This window comes from Serratia sp. GW822-FHT06E05 (assembly GCF_058799445.1).
The window spans coordinates 64,581-80,245 of record NZ_JBXALM010000003.1; the positions used below are offsets into that span (position 1 = coordinate 64,581).

At 56.4% G+C, this 15,665-nt stretch carries 13 protein-coding genes; 7 read left to right on the plus strand and 6 right to left on the minus strand.

Features of this window, described 5'->3' with window-relative positions; genetic code table 11:
- Positions 1-78 precede the first annotated feature (78 nt).
- Entirely contained in the window at positions 79-843 is a 765-nt protein-coding gene (pdhR, locus tag AC1RKC_RS10290; RefSeq protein ID WP_020828585.1) for a pyruvate dehydrogenase complex transcriptional repressor PdhR, read from the minus strand.
- A 633-nt stretch (positions 844-1,476) separates the two neighbouring features.
- Between pdhR and AC1RKC_RS10295 the strand changes: the two genes are divergently transcribed.
- The gene (locus AC1RKC_RS10295) at positions 1,477-2,856 is read left to right on the plus strand and encodes an amino acid permease (RefSeq protein WP_046372651.1); all 1,380 of its coding nucleotides are present in this window, start codon (positions 1,477-1,479) and stop codon (positions 2,854-2,856) included.
- A gap of 65 nt (positions 2,857-2,921) precedes the next feature.
- On the opposite strand, the gene AC1RKC_RS10300 is transcribed toward AC1RKC_RS10295, so the two are convergent.
- From AC1RKC_RS10300 to AC1RKC_RS10310, 3 genes are read right to left on the minus strand one after another with little or no spacing between them, the layout of a single operon-like run.
- The gene (locus AC1RKC_RS10300) at positions 2,922-4,160 is read right to left on the minus strand and encodes a c-type cytochrome (RefSeq protein ID WP_493092449.1); all 1,239 of its coding nucleotides are present in this window, start codon (positions 4,158-4,160) and stop codon (positions 2,922-2,924) included.
- Positions 4,157-4,711, minus strand: coding sequence for a (2Fe-2S)-binding protein (locus tag AC1RKC_RS10305; RefSeq protein WP_020828588.1), 555 nt, complete (start codon positions 4,709-4,711; stop codon positions 4,157-4,159). Before AC1RKC_RS10305 ends, AC1RKC_RS10300 begins: the two co-directional genes overlap by 4 nt.
- A complete protein-coding gene (locus AC1RKC_RS10310) occupies positions 4,708-7,497 on the minus strand; it encodes a xanthine dehydrogenase family protein molybdopterin-binding subunit (protein ID WP_493092450.1) in 2,790 nt (929 codons plus the stop codon). Before AC1RKC_RS10310 ends, AC1RKC_RS10305 begins: the two co-directional genes overlap by 4 nt.
- Before the next feature lie 204 nt (positions 7,498-7,701).
- Here AC1RKC_RS10310 and AC1RKC_RS10315 point away from each other — a divergent pair, with 204 nt between their 5' ends.
- Positions 7,702-8,286: a nucleotidyltransferase family protein gene (locus AC1RKC_RS10315; protein ID WP_201896016.1), complete on the plus strand. Its 585-nt coding sequence runs from the start codon at positions 7,702-7,704 to the stop codon at positions 8,284-8,286.
- Positions 8,287-8,293: 7 nt separating this feature from the next.
- On the plus strand, positions 8,294-9,340 hold the full coding sequence (locus AC1RKC_RS10320) for an XdhC family protein (protein WP_046372646.1): 1,047 nt from the start codon (positions 8,294-8,296) through the stop codon (positions 9,338-9,340).
- Here the strand turns inward: AC1RKC_RS10320 and AC1RKC_RS10325 are convergent.
- Positions 9,264-10,130, minus strand: coding sequence for a helix-turn-helix domain-containing protein (locus AC1RKC_RS10325; protein ID WP_046372645.1), 867 nt, complete (start codon positions 10,128-10,130; stop codon positions 9,264-9,266). The genes AC1RKC_RS10320 and AC1RKC_RS10325 overlap by 77 nt on opposite strands.
- Before the next feature lie 169 nt (positions 10,131-10,299).
- Complete coding sequence (gene fumA / locus AC1RKC_RS10330; protein ID WP_020828593.1) at positions 10,300-11,946, minus strand: class I fumarate hydratase FumA; 1,647 nt, start codon at positions 11,944-11,946, stop codon at positions 10,300-10,302.
- 362 nt (positions 11,947-12,308) lie between these two features.
- Between fumA and AC1RKC_RS10335 the strand changes: the two genes are divergently transcribed.
- The 4 genes from AC1RKC_RS10335 (at position 12,309) to gshB (ending at position 15,547) form a co-directional block, all read left to right on the plus strand.
- The gene (locus AC1RKC_RS10335; protein ID WP_041414952.1) at positions 12,309-12,821 is read left to right on the plus strand and encodes a SprT family zinc-dependent metalloprotease; all 513 of its coding nucleotides are present in this window, start codon (positions 12,309-12,311) and stop codon (positions 12,819-12,821) included.
- A gap of 151 nt (positions 12,822-12,972) precedes the next feature.
- The gene (endA, locus tag AC1RKC_RS10340; protein WP_493092451.1) at positions 12,973-13,668 is read left to right on the plus strand and encodes a deoxyribonuclease I; all 696 of its coding nucleotides are present in this window, start codon (positions 12,973-12,975) and stop codon (positions 13,666-13,668) included.
- A gap of 186 nt (positions 13,669-13,854) precedes the next feature.
- Complete coding sequence (gene rsmE, locus AC1RKC_RS10345) at positions 13,855-14,586, plus strand: 16S rRNA (uracil(1498)-N(3))-methyltransferase (protein WP_020828596.1); 732 nt, start codon at positions 13,855-13,857, stop codon at positions 14,584-14,586.
- A 10-nt stretch (positions 14,587-14,596) separates the two neighbouring features.
- Entirely contained in the window at positions 14,597-15,547 is a 951-nt protein-coding gene (gshB, locus tag AC1RKC_RS10350) for a glutathione synthase (protein WP_493092452.1), read from the plus strand.
- The last annotated feature ends 118 nt before the right edge of the window (positions 15,548-15,665 follow it).

Sequence of the window (15,665 nt, forward strand, 5' to 3'; positions counted from 1 at the left end):
TTTAGTTGCCGCTTAAATGCTTAACTAAGCACTTCGAACGAAAGCTCCGCAGGCTGGTGTGCCCTGAAGAGAACGCTCTTAATCCTTGCGTTGCTGGAGACGCCGTAGCGATCTCTCGCGCCGAGTATGCTCCCGGCTGAGATCCAGCAAGATTTCCTCGATAAACGCCAAATGGCGGTGCGAGGCTTCACGGGCCTTTTCCGGCTCGCGTGCCACAATCGCCTCAAAAATTCCGGCGCGGTGGCTGCTCACCTTTGCCAACATCTCACGGCGCGAGTAGAGCAATTCAAAGTTCTGACGTACGTTCTGTTCCAGCATCGGCCCCATGCAGCGTAGCAGGTGAAGTAACACAACGTTGTGGGCAGCTTCGGTCACGGCGATTTGGTACTGCATGACCGCGTCGGCTTCGGCGTCGAGATCGCCGCTTTCCTGGGCCTGCTGGATCACAATGTGGCAATCGCGGATGCGCGCCAGATCTTCGTCGGTGCCGCGCAACGCCGCGTAATAGGCAGCAATGCCTTCGAGGGCATGACGGGTTTCCAACAGATCGAATTGTGATTCAGGGTGGTCGGCCAACAGTTCAGCCAGAGGATCGCTGAAGCTCTGCCACAGATTAGTTTGCACAAAGGTACCACCGCCCTGACGGCGCAGGAGCAGCCCTTTGGCTTCCAGGCGCTGGATGGCCTCTCTCAGAGAAGGACGGGAAACATCAAATTGTTTCGCCAGCTCGCGCTCCGGTGGCAGTTTTTCGCCTGGACGCAGTGTTCCCTCGAGGATCAGGTGTTCGAGCTGCTGCTCGATAACATCTGACAACTTGGGTTGGCGGATTTTGCTGTAGGCCATGGGTGAATTCTTCTCTGCGAATGGCGCGGAGTCAATTGGTAATACCAATTTCAAAAACGTGACGGTAAAGTAACAAAGTATTCACCTCCTGTCCATATGGGCCTTGATCGAAATCAGGTTACCCGCACATTTTAACACCTCAATACCAGAGCTGCTGCAAACCGCTAACGCACGCTTGGTAATACCATTTACGAGGTAGGTTTTTGATTTAACTTTTGCGAAACCTGCCGTCAGGCAGACTGAAGCATCAAAGGCAGGATTTTATTGCATGTTTATTAAGCTTTAACGAATAGCTATTTGCAGCGCATAAGGTGCGCTTAACCGGTCAATATTTCGCCGAACCAAAGCGACCAGCGCTAAATTATTTTTGCGCATTATGTGATTTGCTGCTTATTTCATGCACTGAATCCCCCCTGCCGTCACACAACCCGCATTTTGTTTCCTAAACTGCTGAAATCTTAATCACTCACCCTATAAAGCAGGTGCAAACTGACGCGCATAACATTATTCTTTGCCAAACGGTAGCGGCTCCGTGGAATTAATAGATATAACGCCGTAAATAAAATAAAACACACATCGTAACCACTGCTTTACAGCATGTGAGTAATTCTGCAACGACAGAGGGTTTCATTGATGGATGGTCAACAGCATGGCGACCAGCTGAAGCGCGGCCTGAAAAACCGCCATATTCAGCTTATTGCTCTAGGGGGCGCTATTGGTACCGGGCTATTTCTCGGGATCGCGCAAACAATAAAAATGGCCGGTCCTTCGGTCATTCTCGGCTATGCCATTGGCGGCTTTATCGCATTTCTGATCATGCGCCAGCTGGGTGAAATGGTAGTGGAAGAGCCGGTAGCCGGTTCGTTTAGCCACTTCGCCTATAAATACTGGGGCAATTTTGCCGGCTTTGCTTCCGGCTGGAACTACTGGGTGCTGTATGTATTGGTGGCGATGGCGGAACTGACCGCGGTCGGTATCTATGTGCAGTACTGGTGGCCGGAGATCCCAACCTGGGTATCGGCGGCGGTGTTCTTCCTGGCCATCAACGCCATCAACCTGGCGAATGTTAAGGTCTACGGCGAGATGGAATTCTGGTTTGCCATCATCAAAGTCGTGGCGATTATCGGCATGATCGTGTTCGGTGCCTACCTGCTGTTCAGCGGCCTGGGCGGCCCGGAAGCCACCGTAACCAACTTGTGGGCACAGGGCGGGTTCTTCCCGAACGGCATCATGGGGCTGGTAATGGCAATGGCGGTGATCATGTTCTCGTTTGGTGGACTCGAGCTGGTGGGTATTACCGCCGCGGAGGCCGACAACCCGCAGAAAAGCATTCCCAAAGCCACCAACCAGGTGATCTACCGCATCCTGCTGTTCTATATCGGCTCACTGACCATTTTGCTGTCGCTGTACCCTTGGGGCAAAGTGGTGGAAGGCGGCAGCCCGTTCGTGCTGATCTTCCACGCGCTGAACAGCAACCTGGTAGCAACCGTGCTGAACATCGTGGTGTTGACCGCCGCCCTGTCGGTGTACAACAGCTGCGTTTACTGCAACAGCCGCATGCTGTACGGCCTGGCGAAACAAGGCAACGGTCCGAAGAGCCTGCTGAAGGTGGACGGCCGCGGCGTACCGGTTATCGCTATCGCCGTCTCCGCCACGGCCACGGCGTTCTGCGTGCTGATTAACTACCTGATCCCCGGTCGCGCATTCGAATTGCTGATGGCGCTGGTGGTCTCGGCGCTGGTGATCAACTGGGCGATGATCAGCCTGGCGCACCTGAAGTTCCGCGCAGCAAAGAACCGCGAAGGCGTAGAGCCAAAGTTCAAGGCCTTCTGGTATCCGTTCAGCAACTACCTGTGCCTGGTGTTTATGGCCGGTATCCTGGTGATCATGTATCTGACGCCGGGCATTCAAATCTCGGTGTTGCTGATCCCGGTTTGGGTGGCAATTTTGGCCATTGGCTATATCGTCAAGCAACGTAGCCAGCGTGCAATGAGCGCAACCAGCCGCAGCTAGTTCACGCCAAAAACAAAATGGCCCGCAGTGTAAAACTGCGGGCCATTTTTTTAGCCTGACTTAGGCTACTTCTTGCGCAGGGCCTTCACCTGCTCGGCGGTGATATCCGCCGGCAAGCCCCCCCAGGTTACGCGCAGATAGTTCACCAGCTCCGCCACTTGCGCATCGTCCAGACGTTCGCCAAAGGCCGGCATGCTCTGCATACTTTCGCCGTTGGGGAATTGCTGCGCCGGTAAACCGTCCAGCACCGAGACAATCAGATTCTTGGCATCCGGTTGGCGCAGCGTGGCGTTATCGCGCATCGCCACCGCTACGTGCGGTTTGCCCTCACCTTCCCGTGCATGGCAGCCGGAGCACTGATCCAGATAGCTGATACGCCCGGCATCGCTGCCCTGGCCGATTTTAACCGGCACTGCGGCCGGCGGCTGTTCACCCATCAGATAGGTCGCCAGTGCTTGATGGTCTTCCGGCGTCAGATGACGGGTGCTGAGATCCACCACCATGTGCATCTCACTGAACGCAGATCCCTGAGGTGCCATACCGGTTGCCAGGAAACGGTTGAGGTCATCCGGCGTCCAGCCGCGCTGGGCCAAACCGTGCGGCGTGATGTCCGGTGCCATAAAGCGCCCCAAATCGCCCCCCTGCATCGGCTTGCCAAGATTCATCTGCCCCAGCATGCCGCGTGGCGTATGGCATTCCCCGCAGTGACCCAGCGTATCCGCCAGGTAACGGCCGCGTTGCCACTGCGCCGAATTGCCTTGTGAACTGGCTGGCAACGGCGCCTGGCTACGGAACAGCAGGTTCCAACCGATCAGCGCCATGCGTTGATTAAACGGGAACGGCATGTCGTTTTCAGGAATGGCGACGTCCACCGCCGGTCGGGTCATCAGATAGGCGTAAATGTCGTCGGCATCCTGGCGTGAAATACCTTTATACGAAGTATAAGGCATCGCCGGGTACAGATGACGCCCGCCCGGTGCCACACCCTGAGTCAGCGCCAGGAAGAAATCTTCTTTGGTCCAGCGGCCAATGCCATGATCGGCCGAAGGCGTCAGGTTACTGCCATAGATAGTGCCGAACGGCGTCTCCAGCGGATAGCCCCCGGCCAAGGGCGCGCCGCCGCTGGCGGTATGGCAGGCGGCGCAGTCGGCGGCCTGCGCCAGATAGCGACCGCGGGCAACCTGTTCCGTGCTGGCGGTTACCTGCTGCACCGGGCCATCGTAACGGCGGTTTTCCCGCCACCACAGCACGGCGATGACAATAATCACCACCAGCAGGATCAACAGTGCGAGACGTTTTTTCATTGCGCCGTCTCCTTCAGCAGGCCCGGGGTTTTGAGCACCACGTCACGAACCGCTTCATAGTAACGAACATAGCCGGTACAGCGGCAGATATGACTGTCCAGCGCCTGTTCAATGGCGCTTTCCAGTTGCTCACGGGCAATGGGTTCACGCTTGAGTTTTTCCACAAAAATGGTGGCGGCGTTGACAAAGCCCGGCGTGCAGTAGCCGCACTGGAAGCTGTAATGCTCCAGAAACGCCTGCTGGATAGGTGACAACTCCACCACTTCGCCCTGCGCATCCACCTTGGCATGCCCCTCTACGGTGCGGACTTTTTTGCCGCTGAAGAAGTGCGCGCCGGTGATACAGGTACGCACCTCTTCGCTGGTACCGCTTGGGTGATCGACAATTGCTACGCAGGCGTGGCAGATACCCTGCCCGCAGCCAAGACGCGATCCGGTCAGATCGAGATACTCGTGCAGGAAATCGATCATCATCAGCCCTTCAGGTACGTCGATCGGGCCGTATTGCTTTTCGTTGATGGTCAGGGAAATCGGCTGGGTTTTGATGCTCATTGTAATACCTCACGAATATTTTCTGCACGAACGGGCAAATCACGGAAACGGTGGCCAGTGGCGTCGGCGATGGCGTTGACCAGGGCAGCGACCACCGGGATCATCACCACTTCGGCCATGCCTTTGGGCGGATCGGTTTCCGACAACGCGGGCAGGATGTCATCGGTCTGTTTCCAGACCGCCACATCGCTGGCGCGTGGCAGGTGGTAACGGTTAAAGTTCCAGGTACCGTTACCGGGCCCGTCTTCGTACAGCGGTAAATATTCGTGCAGTGCATGACCAATTCCCATCGCCAACCCGCCCTGCAACTGGCCGGAAACCAGTTCCGGCACAATCAGGTTGCCGCACTCCATGATCGAATGGTGATTCAGCAGTTCTACCTGGCCGGTGGCGATATCCACCGCCACTTCCGCCAGGGTTCCGACGGCACTGTAATAGGTCACCGCCGCGTTATTGCGTTGAGTCGGGGGATAATAGACCTGATTGCGTGGCAGCGTTTTGAACTCGCCACCGGCGTTGCGCACAGCCAGGCCATCAATCGGCAGGCGTTCGCTATTGCCACTCAGGGTAAAGTCCGCTTCCGCCCACTGCCAGCGGTTGAATACGTGCACCGCTGCGCCTGCGATCCCGCCCATCTGGTAAAGTTGTTTTGCCAGCCGCTCCAGGCTCAACACCTCCATACCGGCAGCGGTCAATCCCCCCTCCACCCAACGCGCATCCTCTCGGAGCACCACTAAAGGTGCCGCCTGGCCACCACCGGGGCCGGATTGCCAAATGGCCATCGCTGCCGGCCACAGGCCATGATCGAATATCAGCCGCGCCGCTTCGCGCGTACTGTGCGAGAAGTAATACGCCGAGTTGCTGGCGCTGGAAGGTGAGCAGTAGCTTGGCGTCCAGGCCGGATTGGTTTGCAACCGATCCTGATCGGCCTGCGACATAACGTAAGGATCGCCACTGGTGACCATCGGCAGCACTGACCAGTCGGTCACCGAGAAGTGAGCCTCGTCTGCCGGTTTGCCCAGCCACTGTGCGCACAACACCGATTGTGAGGTCGACATGCCGGTGCCCATCTCGGCACCGCTGTGATACAGCATAATGCGCCCGTCTTCTCCCAGTTCGACGCGGGCGAATGAAGTTTCGGCACCGGTACCGAAGTCTTTTTGCACGCAGCCAAAGCCTACGCCATAGCGTTTGCCCGGATGCTGGCTTTCAAACTCCGCCTTGCGCTTGGCGCGTTGCAGCCACATCTCATGCTTCGCCGCCTTCTCCAGCACTTCATCGGCGCGAATAGCCCCGGCAGGAATGGCCCCCTGCGTATTTTTCATGCCGGACTTCAGTACGTTGCGCAAACGGAATTCAATCGGGTCAATCTTCAGTTCGGCAGCCAGCTCATCGACCATCATTTCGGTGGCGGCCATGCTTTGCAGCGTGCCGTAACCTCGAGCCGACCCTGCGTCGATAGCGCGCGAAGCCAGCCCCACCGCAGACAAATCGCTTTTCGGGAAGTAATAAATCGACTGCGCCGCGGTCGCCGCCACCATCACCACCGAAGGCGTAAAGTTGCTGCGGCCACCGCCGTCTGCCGTCATCTCACCATGGAATGACTGCAGCACGCCGGTTTGGCGGTTTACCGCAATGCGGTAATTCATGTCGAAGGCATGGCGTTTCAGCGCAGTCTGGAACTGTTCGAAACGGTCGTTGGCCAGCCGAACCGGGTGCCCGTCGCCGTACATCGCCGCCACCGCGCCGTAATACGGGAAGTTAAAGTGATCTTTCGAGCCGTAACCGACGGTGTAGCATGGGTGCAGAATCAGCTGTTTAACCGGCGGATTGCGTTTTGCCAGCATGCGCGGCATTTCATCGGCCACTTCCTGCGGCGATTGAGTCGGCACCACCAGATGCAGCGTTTGCGTATCGGCATCGAACCAGCCGTTGGCGTTGTCCGGCTCCAGCGCGGAGGTGTCGACGGACTGCGTGGTATAGCGGCGTGACATCACCAGCCACTCATCCGGCGGCGTTTTCAACTCATCGGCAATCATGCCGGCGTAATACATGCCTTCCTGATCCAGCTTGCCGCCTTCGCGTCCTTCCGGCCAGACCGGCAGGTGTTTCTTCATCGAAACCGGGAAAATCGGAGTATCCTTCAGGCTGGAAAAACGGTCGTCATCGAACGGCTTGTCTCCCCCCACCCGCACATAGCGGAAAGTGCCCCAAGGGTCGCGCTGCAGCGGACCGGTTTGCGCCCCGTATTTAATCGTGCCTTCGCGGAATTTCAGCTTGTCTTTGGCAAAGCGGAAACGGGCAAAATCGTGATAAATCAGGATTGCCACCGCCTGGCCCAGGTAAGCCGGGGTTTTGCCAATCGGCAGCAGCATGTCGTCGCCGTAAAATGCCGGGAAGGCCAAACCGTCGCGCGCCAAATCCTCGGCGGTTACCAGCCGATCGGGCTGCAGGTCGTCGCCCAGCAATGAGAGATCGATACCTTCGAACAGCTTGTCTGCTTGAGTGACACGCAAAATAAAGGCGTGCGCCTGCTGCTGTGGCCAGTGCGGCATATCCACCGCGCGAATATCACGGGCAAAGACCTTCTGCCCCATGACCTTGGCACGGCCATCGATACGAAAGCGTATACGTTTCTCGTGGGCATCCCAGTTCGGGGACTGGAGGATCTTCTGCTCAAACAGCGCGGCATAGGCACGGCTGTACAGGGGCGCGAGGTACACGGAGACCCCCGCTATCACGGCGCTTTTGATAAAGCGACGCCGCGACGGGTTGAAATTGCTCATAAAAAGTCCTTTGCATCTTTATTGTAGTTTTGTGTTCAGCGGTGGTGTTGCGCAAACGCTGACGACCTTGCCGTAGACGTCATAAGCATATGCTTATAACCAAAATTATGTGATGATTAACATGCGATTTTCAATAAAAACACATCTCAACAACACATATTTTTAGTAAGGTAATTAGAAGTTGCGCAAATTCGGGCGGATAAGATGACAACAGGCATAGTGATCGCCGCTGCCGGACGTGGAGAACGCTTCTCTCAGGCCGGTGGCGCAGGCAATAAATTAAATGCCGAGTTTGCGGATGCCGCAGGCCGCCAACGTTCGCTATTTGAACAGACGCTGCGTCAAGCGTTGGCTTCCGGCCTGCCCCTATGGGTGGTCACCCGGCCAGACAACCGCCAGGTTCAACAGATTTGCGCCGCCTATCAGGTTCCGGTCACGCTGCTGGCCAGCGTCGGCCTTGGCGATTCCATTGCCGCCGGCGTTAACGCCACGCCGCACTGGCAAGGCTGGTTGGTTCATTTGGCGGATATGCCGTTCGTTACCCCGGCGGTTTTCCAGCAGGTAGCCAGCGCGTTGCAGCACCACGCCATTGTCCGTCCCCGTTTTGAACAACAGCCGGGTCACCCGGTTGGGTTTTCCGCTCTATTGCGCAAACAACTGAGCCAATTACGTGGCGATAATGGTGCACGCGATCTGCTTAAAGAGCAGGCGGTACACTGGCTTAATCTTGATCAACCCACTGTCGTGCAGGATATAGATCTTCCGTCGCAGCTACCGGTCAGCGAGTAACTCATCTATGCAACATCTCGATATCACCGTGGTCAGCCAGGCGATAAACTGGCTGAAACAACAACCGGTGTGGCTGTGCACCGTGCTGAGCACTTACGGCTCCTCACCGCGATCGCCGGGGGCGCTGTTGGCCGCCACGCAGGACGGACATTATTGCGGCTCGCTGTCCGGAGGATGCGTGGAAGAAGACTTTCTGCGGCGCCTGGCGGCCGGGGAGTATCAGGCTGCCAGCCAGGTCATTCGTTACGGTGAGGGCGGTCTGGAGCCCAACGTAGCGCTGCCCTGCGGCGGCGTGCTGGAGGTGCTGATTGAGTATTTGCCGGCGGGCGACGAGAGCATCGATTACCTGACAACCCTCGCCGGCGCGTTAAACGGACACCATGCGCTGGTCAAACGCCTCACTTTGCCGGATGCCTGCGGCAGCCTGACGTTGACCGATTTCGCCAGTGCGACCCAGGTGGAACGCCGCGGCCCGCAAATTACCCTGCATATTGCCGCAGCCCCGCGTTTGCTGATCGCCGGTCTTTCCAGCGTGGCATTGTACTGCGCCGATTTCGCCAGTTCGCTGGGGTTTGAAGTGTTGGTGTGCGAGAACCGTCCGGAGGCGCTGGAAAATTTCGCCCCGCAGCTGAGATCCAACGTGACGCTACTGCGTCAGTTTCCTGCCAAGTTTATTGAAGACGGCGGCTGTCACGCCAATACCGCGATTGTCGCGCTGACACACGATCCCCGCATGGACGATCTGACGCTAATGGAAGCTATCCATACTCCGGCGTTTTATATCGGCGCCATGGGATCGTTGCGCAACAGCGCGCGTCGTCGCCAACGCCTGCAGCAGATTGCCGAATTCAGCCCACAAGAGCTGGAGCGAATTCATGCCCCGATTGGCTTACCGCTCGGCAGCAAGACCCCGGCTGAAATCGCGCTGGCGGTGATGGCAGATATCGTGCAGCAAAAGAACCGCTCTGCCCCCCCGCTCAGTCAAGGGGAGTCACCGGCACCAGGTGTTGGAGCTCAAGATGCAGCTCCTCCCGCTCATTTAGCGAATAGTTGAACATCGTCAGGTCAGGCCCTTCCCGGCGTGCCAGGCCAAGTTGCGGCAAGACCTGAGTGTACATCTGCACAATATGATCGTTCAGGGCCACCGGCTTGCCGGCATAGCAAAAACGACAAAAATCACCGGAGATATCCGGCAGCGCTTCAAGCCCGGCACCGTCACTGACCGGGCAGTCTGCCGCAACACCCAGGGTATAATCCACCCGCACTCGTTCCCCATCCGGCACAAACTGGGCCAGCGAATAGGTCAATGCCGGGCGCTCACCCAGCAGAGCATAGAACGTCTCTTTGATTTTGCTGCGGATGGGAAGGTGCGACTTATCCAGATCGGTAATGTCCAGATGGTAAGGGTAACTCTTCCCTCGGATAGCATACTGCCCCTTGGCGACCTTGATGCGATCGACCTTGATATCCCCCGGCTGATTCACCGACAGCGAGCGAACCAGATGGCTGAAGTCCTGTTTACGCGCATGGCGATAAACACTGGGAGATTCGGCAAAGTGCTTTTTGAAGCAGCGAGAAAAGGTTTGTTGGTTATCGAATTGATATTCAATAGAAATATCAAGAATGCTTTTTTGCGTATAACGCAAGGCGAAAGCGGCGAGGTACAAGCGGCGTGCGCGAATATAGGAAGCCAGCGACAAACTGGTCTGCTTTTTGAACATTCGCTGCAGATACCATTTCGAGTAGCCTGATTTGGCAGAAACGATATCCAATGACAAGGGATTGGTTAGGTTGTCTTCAATCCAGACCAGCAATTCCCTGATATGACTTTCCTGCGTTTCCATGAGTTTGCCGAACCTTCTGTTCCAAATATGCCTTTATGCGCGTATTAGTGCTTTGCGCGTAGGGTATACAGGTTAAAACATCGCGTCCAGCGGGCTACAGTAATTTACACAGGGGTTGATAAAACCTGAAATTTGCCGCCCCACTGCGGGCGGCAAATCCTTTCGGCGGTTACTTCACGCAGCGAGAACACTGGCCAGACTGGATCTTCTGGAAGAAGTCATTGCCTTTATCATCCACCAGAATAAACGCCGGGAAATCTTCCACTTCGATTTTCCAGATCGCTTCCATACCCAGCTCCGGGTATTCGACGCAGGTCAGGCTCTTGATGCTCTGCTGCGCCAGTACCGCCGCCGGGCCACCGATGCTGCCGAGGTAGAAGCCGCCGTGCTTGTGGCAGGCGTCGGTCACCTGCTGGCTGCGGTTACCTTTCGCCAGCATGATCATGCTGCCGCCATGAGACTGCAGCAGGTCGACATAAGAATCCATGCGCCCGGCAGTGGTTGGCCCCAGTGAACCAGAAGCGTAGCCGTCCGGCGTTTTGGCCGGGCCCGCGTAATAAATCGGATGATCCTTAACGTATTGCGGCAGACCTTCCCCTCTGTCCAGGCGCTCTTTCAACTTGGCATGCGCAATATCGCGGCCCACGATGATGGTGCCGCTCAAGGACAGGCGGGTGGATACCGGGTATTGCGACAGCTGCTTGAGGATCTCGGCCATCGGGCGGTTAAGGTCAATCTTGATTGCCTCGCCCTCACCGGCCTGACGCAGCTCCTGCGGGATAAATTTGCCAGGATTATGCTCCAGCTTCTCCAGCCAGATGCCGTCACGGTTGATCTTGCCTTTAATGTTACGGTCAGCGGAGCAGGAAACCCCCATTCCGACCGGGCAGGATGCGCCATGGCGCGGCAGACGCACCACGCGAACGTCATGCGCAAAGTATTTACCGCCAAACTGCGCGCCCAATCCCAGGTTCTGCGCTTCTTTCAGCAACTCTTCTTCCAGCGCCACGTCGCGGAATGCCTGACCGTGCTCATTGCCTTCGGTCGGCAGGCCGTCATAGTACTTGGTCGACGCCAGTTTTACGGTTTTCAGGGTTGCTTCCGCCGAGGTGCCGCCGATAACGAACGCCACGTGGTACGGCGGGCAAGCCGCGGTGCCCAGCGTACGCATTTTCTCGACCAGATAATCCTTCAGCTTGCCCGGAGACAGCAGCGCTTTGGTTTCCTGATAAAGGTAGGTTTTGTTGGCAGAACCGCCGCCTTTAGCAATACACAGGAATTTGTATTCTTCACCGTCGACGCTGTAGAGGTCGATCTGCGCCGGCAGGTTGCTGCCGGTGTTGACCTCTTTATACATATCCAGCGCGGCGTTTTGCGAATAGCGCAGGTTGTCTTCGATAAAGGTGTTGTACACCCCGCGTGACAACGCTTCTTCGTCGCCGCCACCGGTCCAGACGCGCTGGCCCTTTTTACCGACGATAATGGCGGTACCGGTGTCCTGACAGGTCGGCAAAATACCTTTGGCGGCGATTTCTGAGTTACGCAAAAATTGCAGCGCAACGTATTTGTCGTTTTCGCTGGCGTCCGGATCCTTGAGGATATCGGCAACCTGCTGCTGGTGCGCCGGGCGCAGCATAAATGAGGCGTCATGAAACGCGTGCTGGGCAAGGAGGGTTAACGCTTCAGGGGCTACTTTCAGAACTTCCTGGCCTTCAAATTCGCTCACGGAAACGTGATCGCGGCTTAACAGATAGTATTCGGTATCGTCTTTCTTCAGCGGGAACGGATCTTGATAATGGAACGGTTTATTCGACATTGATCTCTCACTTGCAACATCAGCTGCGTTAAATTCACACTTACTCAGCCAGCTCGGGGCAGGCCGCGTCAAAAAACTTCCCACACCTTACGTATTTTTAATCAGTCGGTTATTGCGCTAAATCGCATAATAACCCCTGCGTTAGAAAGGTATTTTCTTGGGATGCTTTTCAATCTTTTCTGTGAGCGCTGCGGGTACAGACTCAGCATGTACGGTTTATTATCCCGCAGTTAACACATTGATTACAATCCATCAGCGTCGATCGGGTTATCAATGCAATGAAAAACCGGCCCGGCAGGCGGGATGAGAATTAGTTTTTCGTCTTATTGCCAGCCGTCGCGCCATTGCTTAAGCTAGCCGCAATGAACAAAGTAAGAATCCCCATAGCGCTGCAACAGGCGGTGATGCGCTGCCTGCGTGAAAAACTGCTGCTGGCGCGTCAGCATTTTTCCGTCGAGTTTCCGGAACCCAAAGTCGTTTACCAGCAACGCGGAACCAGTGCGGGTACCGCCTGGCTGCAAGCCTGGGAAATTCGGCTGAATCCGGTTTTGCTGATGGAAAACCAACAGCCGTTTATCGACGAAGTGGTGCCGCACGAACTGGCGCACCTGCTAGTCTTCCGCCAGTTTGGCCGCGTGGCCCCACATGGACGCGAATGGCGCTGGATGATGGAAAGCGTGTTGCAGGTACCGGCCAGCCGCACCCACCAGTTTGAAATTGCCTCGGTGCAAAGCAAAACCTTCCCCTACCTCTGTCGTTGCCAACAGCATCAGCTCACCGTACGTCGGCATAATCGGGTGCTTCGCGGAGAAAGCGAATACCGCTGCCGTCAGTGCGGCGAAAAATTGAAATTTATCGCCGGTGAGCCTGTTTAAGCGAAAAATCCAACCTCTGCTCCCTACGTCCAAAGTTACAGCCAGGCCCCGGTGCTAGCTTGGAAGGTCACGAGTTTAACGCCCGTCGTTTGCCACTGCCGTTGACTTCCGCTACCCTGCCTGCCTTTCCAATTTTGAGCAGTTTTGGAATATGCTTCGCAAAATTTTGTTTACGGTTATTTTCACCACCGGCGCCGTACAGGCGCACGGCATCAATAATTTTTCTCAGGCCAAGGCGGCAGCGGCCAAAATCAACCAAGACGCGCCCGGTTCTTTCTACTGCGGCTGCCAGATCACCTGGCAGGGCAAGAAAGGCATCCCAGATTTAAACAGTTGCGGCTATCAACCACGCAAGAACGCCCAACGCGCACAGCGTATCGAATGGGAACATGTGGTACCGGCCTGGCAGTTCGGCCACCAATTGCAGTGCTGGCAACAGGGTGGCCGCAAAAACTGCAACAAAGACGCGAGCTATCGCCAAATCGAAACTGACCTGCACAACCTGCAGCCGGCGATTGGCGAAGTGAACGGCGATCGCAATAATTTCATGTACAGCCAATGGAAAGGCGGCGAAGGTCAGTATGGCCAGTGCCCAATGAAAGTGGACTTTAAAAATAAGCAGGCCGAACCGCCCGCACGCGCTCGCGGCGCGATCGCCCGCACCTATTTTTATATGCGCGATCACTATCAACTGCGGCTTTCCCGCCAACAGACCCAGCTTTTCGAGGTGTGGAACCGTCAGTATCCGGTCAGCCAATGGGAATGCCTGCGGGAGGCACGCATCGCTAAGGTACAGGGCAACCATAACCTCTATATTCAACAGGCTTGCCAGCAACGAAAGGGCTAAATCCCCTTCGTACTTAAAACTGCAGCGGTGTTGACTGCGTGAGGGCCCCCGAATCACTTACTTAAGTAAGCTCATCGGGATGCACTCACTTGCCGCCTTGCTGCAGCTTCAATTACTTTGGGTATATACTCTTTTTTTTCAAGCTGCAGCACTGATGACTGCATATTAGTCAGGATCGAATATTCAATGCGTATACCCCGTATTTATCACCCGCAGCCGTTAATCGACCATGCAGAAATCGCACTGAGCGAAGACGCCGCCAACCACATCGGGCGTGTACTGCGAATGAGCGCCGGCCAGGCACTACAGCTCTTCGACGGCAGCAACCAGGTATTTGACGCCGAGATCACCCAGGTCGACAAAAAAAACGTGCTGGTGCGGCTAGCCGCCGGCCAACCGGAAGACCGTGAATCGCCACTCAATCTGCATCTGGGCCAGGTGATTTCTCGCGGTGAGAAGATGGAATTCACCATTCAGAAATCCATCGAGCTCGGGGTCAATGTCATTACTCCGCTGTTTTCCGAGCGCTGCGGTGTGAAGTTGGACGGCGAGCGTCTGGCGAAAAAAATCCAGCAATGGCAGAAGATCGCCATCGCCGCCTGCGAACAATGTGGCCGCAACCGTATTCCGGAAATTCGCGAGGCGATGAAACTGGAAGACTGGTGCGCCGAGCAAGATGGCAGCCTGAAACTCAACCTGCACCCACGCGCCAACCACAGTATCAATACCCTGCCGCTGCCGGTGGAACATGTCCGCCTGCTGATTGGGCCGGAAGGCGGTTTATCCGCCGACGAAATTGCGATGACCACAGGCCACGGATTTACTGATATCCTGCTTGGGCCACGCGTTCTGCGTACAGAAACCACAGCGCTCACCGCAATTACCGCTTTGCAGGTACGTTTCGGCGATCTGGGTTAAAGGAGAAAAGATGATTAAGCTCGGCATCGTGATGGACCCTATCGCCTCCATCAACATCAAAAAAGACACCAGCTTCGCCATGCTGCTCGAAGCGCAGCGCCGTGGCTGGGAACTGCACTACATGGAGATGGACGATCTCTATCTGCACGCCGGTGACGGCCGCGCCCGCACTCGGCTGCTGAGCGTGAAGGAAGATAAAGAGAGCTGGTTCAGCTTTGGCAGCGAGCAGGATCTGGCGCTGCATGATCTGGACGTGATCCTGATGCGTAAAGATCCCCCTTTCGATACTGAATACATCTACGCGACCTATATTCTGGAACGCGCAGAGGTCAAAGGCACGCTGGTAGTTAATAAGCCGCAGAGCCTGCGTGACTGCAACGAAAAGCTGTTTACCGCCTGGTTCCCGGAACTGACGCCGGACACCCTGGTCAGCCGCAGCGCGGTGCACATCCGCAAATTCCACCAGCAGCACGGCGACATTATTCTCAAACCGCTGGACGGCATGGGCGGCGCGTCTATCTTCCGCGTGAAGCAGGACGACCCTAACCTGTCGGTGATTATCGAAACCCTGACCGAGCACTGTAGCCGTTTCTGCATGGCGCAGAACTTCTTGCCGGCAATCAAAGAGGGCGATAAGCGCATTCTGGTGGTTGACGGTGAGCCAGTACCTTACTGCCTGGCGCGCATCCCGGCGCAGGGCGAGACCCGAGGCAACCTGGCGGCAGGCGGCCGTGGTGAAGCGCGTCCACTGAGCGAAAGCGACTGGAAAATTGCGCGTGCGGTAGCCCCGACGTTGAAAGAAAAAGGGCTGATCTTTGTGGGCCTGGACGTGATTGGCGATCGCCTGACTGAAATCAACGTCACCAGCCCGACCTGCGCGCGTGAAATAGAAGCGGCCTTCCCGGTTTCCATCACCGGTATGCTGATGGATGCAATCGAGAAGCGTCTGGCAGCGAAGTAATCGAAATGCGGGTGACTTGCGTCGCCCGCCTTCCCGACCTCCCTGAATGACGCTGTCAGCCCGCGTCAACCGAGTCGCGGCTTGAAAGGCGATGGGGATAGCCGCATACTGGCGGCTG

Excerpts from the sequence above, each read along its gene's own strand:
- pdhR (WP_020828585.1), bottom strand. The coding sequence starts at position 843 with ATGGCCTACAGCAAAATCCGCCAACCCAAGTTGTCAGATGTTATCGAG.
- AC1RKC_RS10295 (WP_046372651.1), top strand. The coding sequence starts at position 1,477 with ATGGATGGTCAACAGCATGGCGACCAGCTGAAGCGCGGCCTGAAAAAC.
- AC1RKC_RS10300 (WP_493092449.1), bottom strand. The coding sequence starts at position 4,160 with ATGAAAAAACGTCTCGCACTGTTGATCCTGCTGGTGGTGATTATTGTC.
- AC1RKC_RS10305 (WP_020828588.1), bottom strand. The coding sequence starts at position 4,711 with ATGAGCATCAAAACCCAGCCGATTTCCCTGACCATCAACGAAAAGCAA.
- AC1RKC_RS10310 (WP_493092450.1), bottom strand. The coding sequence starts at position 7,497 with ATGAGCAATTTCAACCCGTCGCGGCGTCGCTTTATCAAAAGCGCCGTG.
- AC1RKC_RS10315 (WP_201896016.1), top strand. The coding sequence starts at position 7,702 with ATGACAACAGGCATAGTGATCGCCGCTGCCGGACGTGGAGAACGCTTC.
- AC1RKC_RS10320 (WP_046372646.1), top strand. The coding sequence starts at position 8,294 with ATGCAACATCTCGATATCACCGTGGTCAGCCAGGCGATAAACTGGCTG.
- AC1RKC_RS10325 (WP_046372645.1), bottom strand. The coding sequence starts at position 10,130 with ATGGAAACGCAGGAAAGTCATATCAGGGAATTGCTGGTCTGGATTGAA.
- fumA (WP_020828593.1), bottom strand. The coding sequence starts at position 11,946 with ATGTCGAATAAACCGTTCCATTATCAAGATCCGTTCCCGCTGAAGAAA.
- AC1RKC_RS10335 (WP_041414952.1), top strand. The coding sequence starts at position 12,309 with ATGAACAAAGTAAGAATCCCCATAGCGCTGCAACAGGCGGTGATGCGC.
- endA (WP_493092451.1), top strand. The coding sequence starts at position 12,973 with ATGCTTCGCAAAATTTTGTTTACGGTTATTTTCACCACCGGCGCCGTA.
- rsmE (WP_020828596.1), top strand. The coding sequence starts at position 13,855 with ATGCGTATACCCCGTATTTATCACCCGCAGCCGTTAATCGACCATGCA.
- gshB (WP_493092452.1), top strand. The coding sequence starts at position 14,597 with ATGATTAAGCTCGGCATCGTGATGGACCCTATCGCCTCCATCAACATC.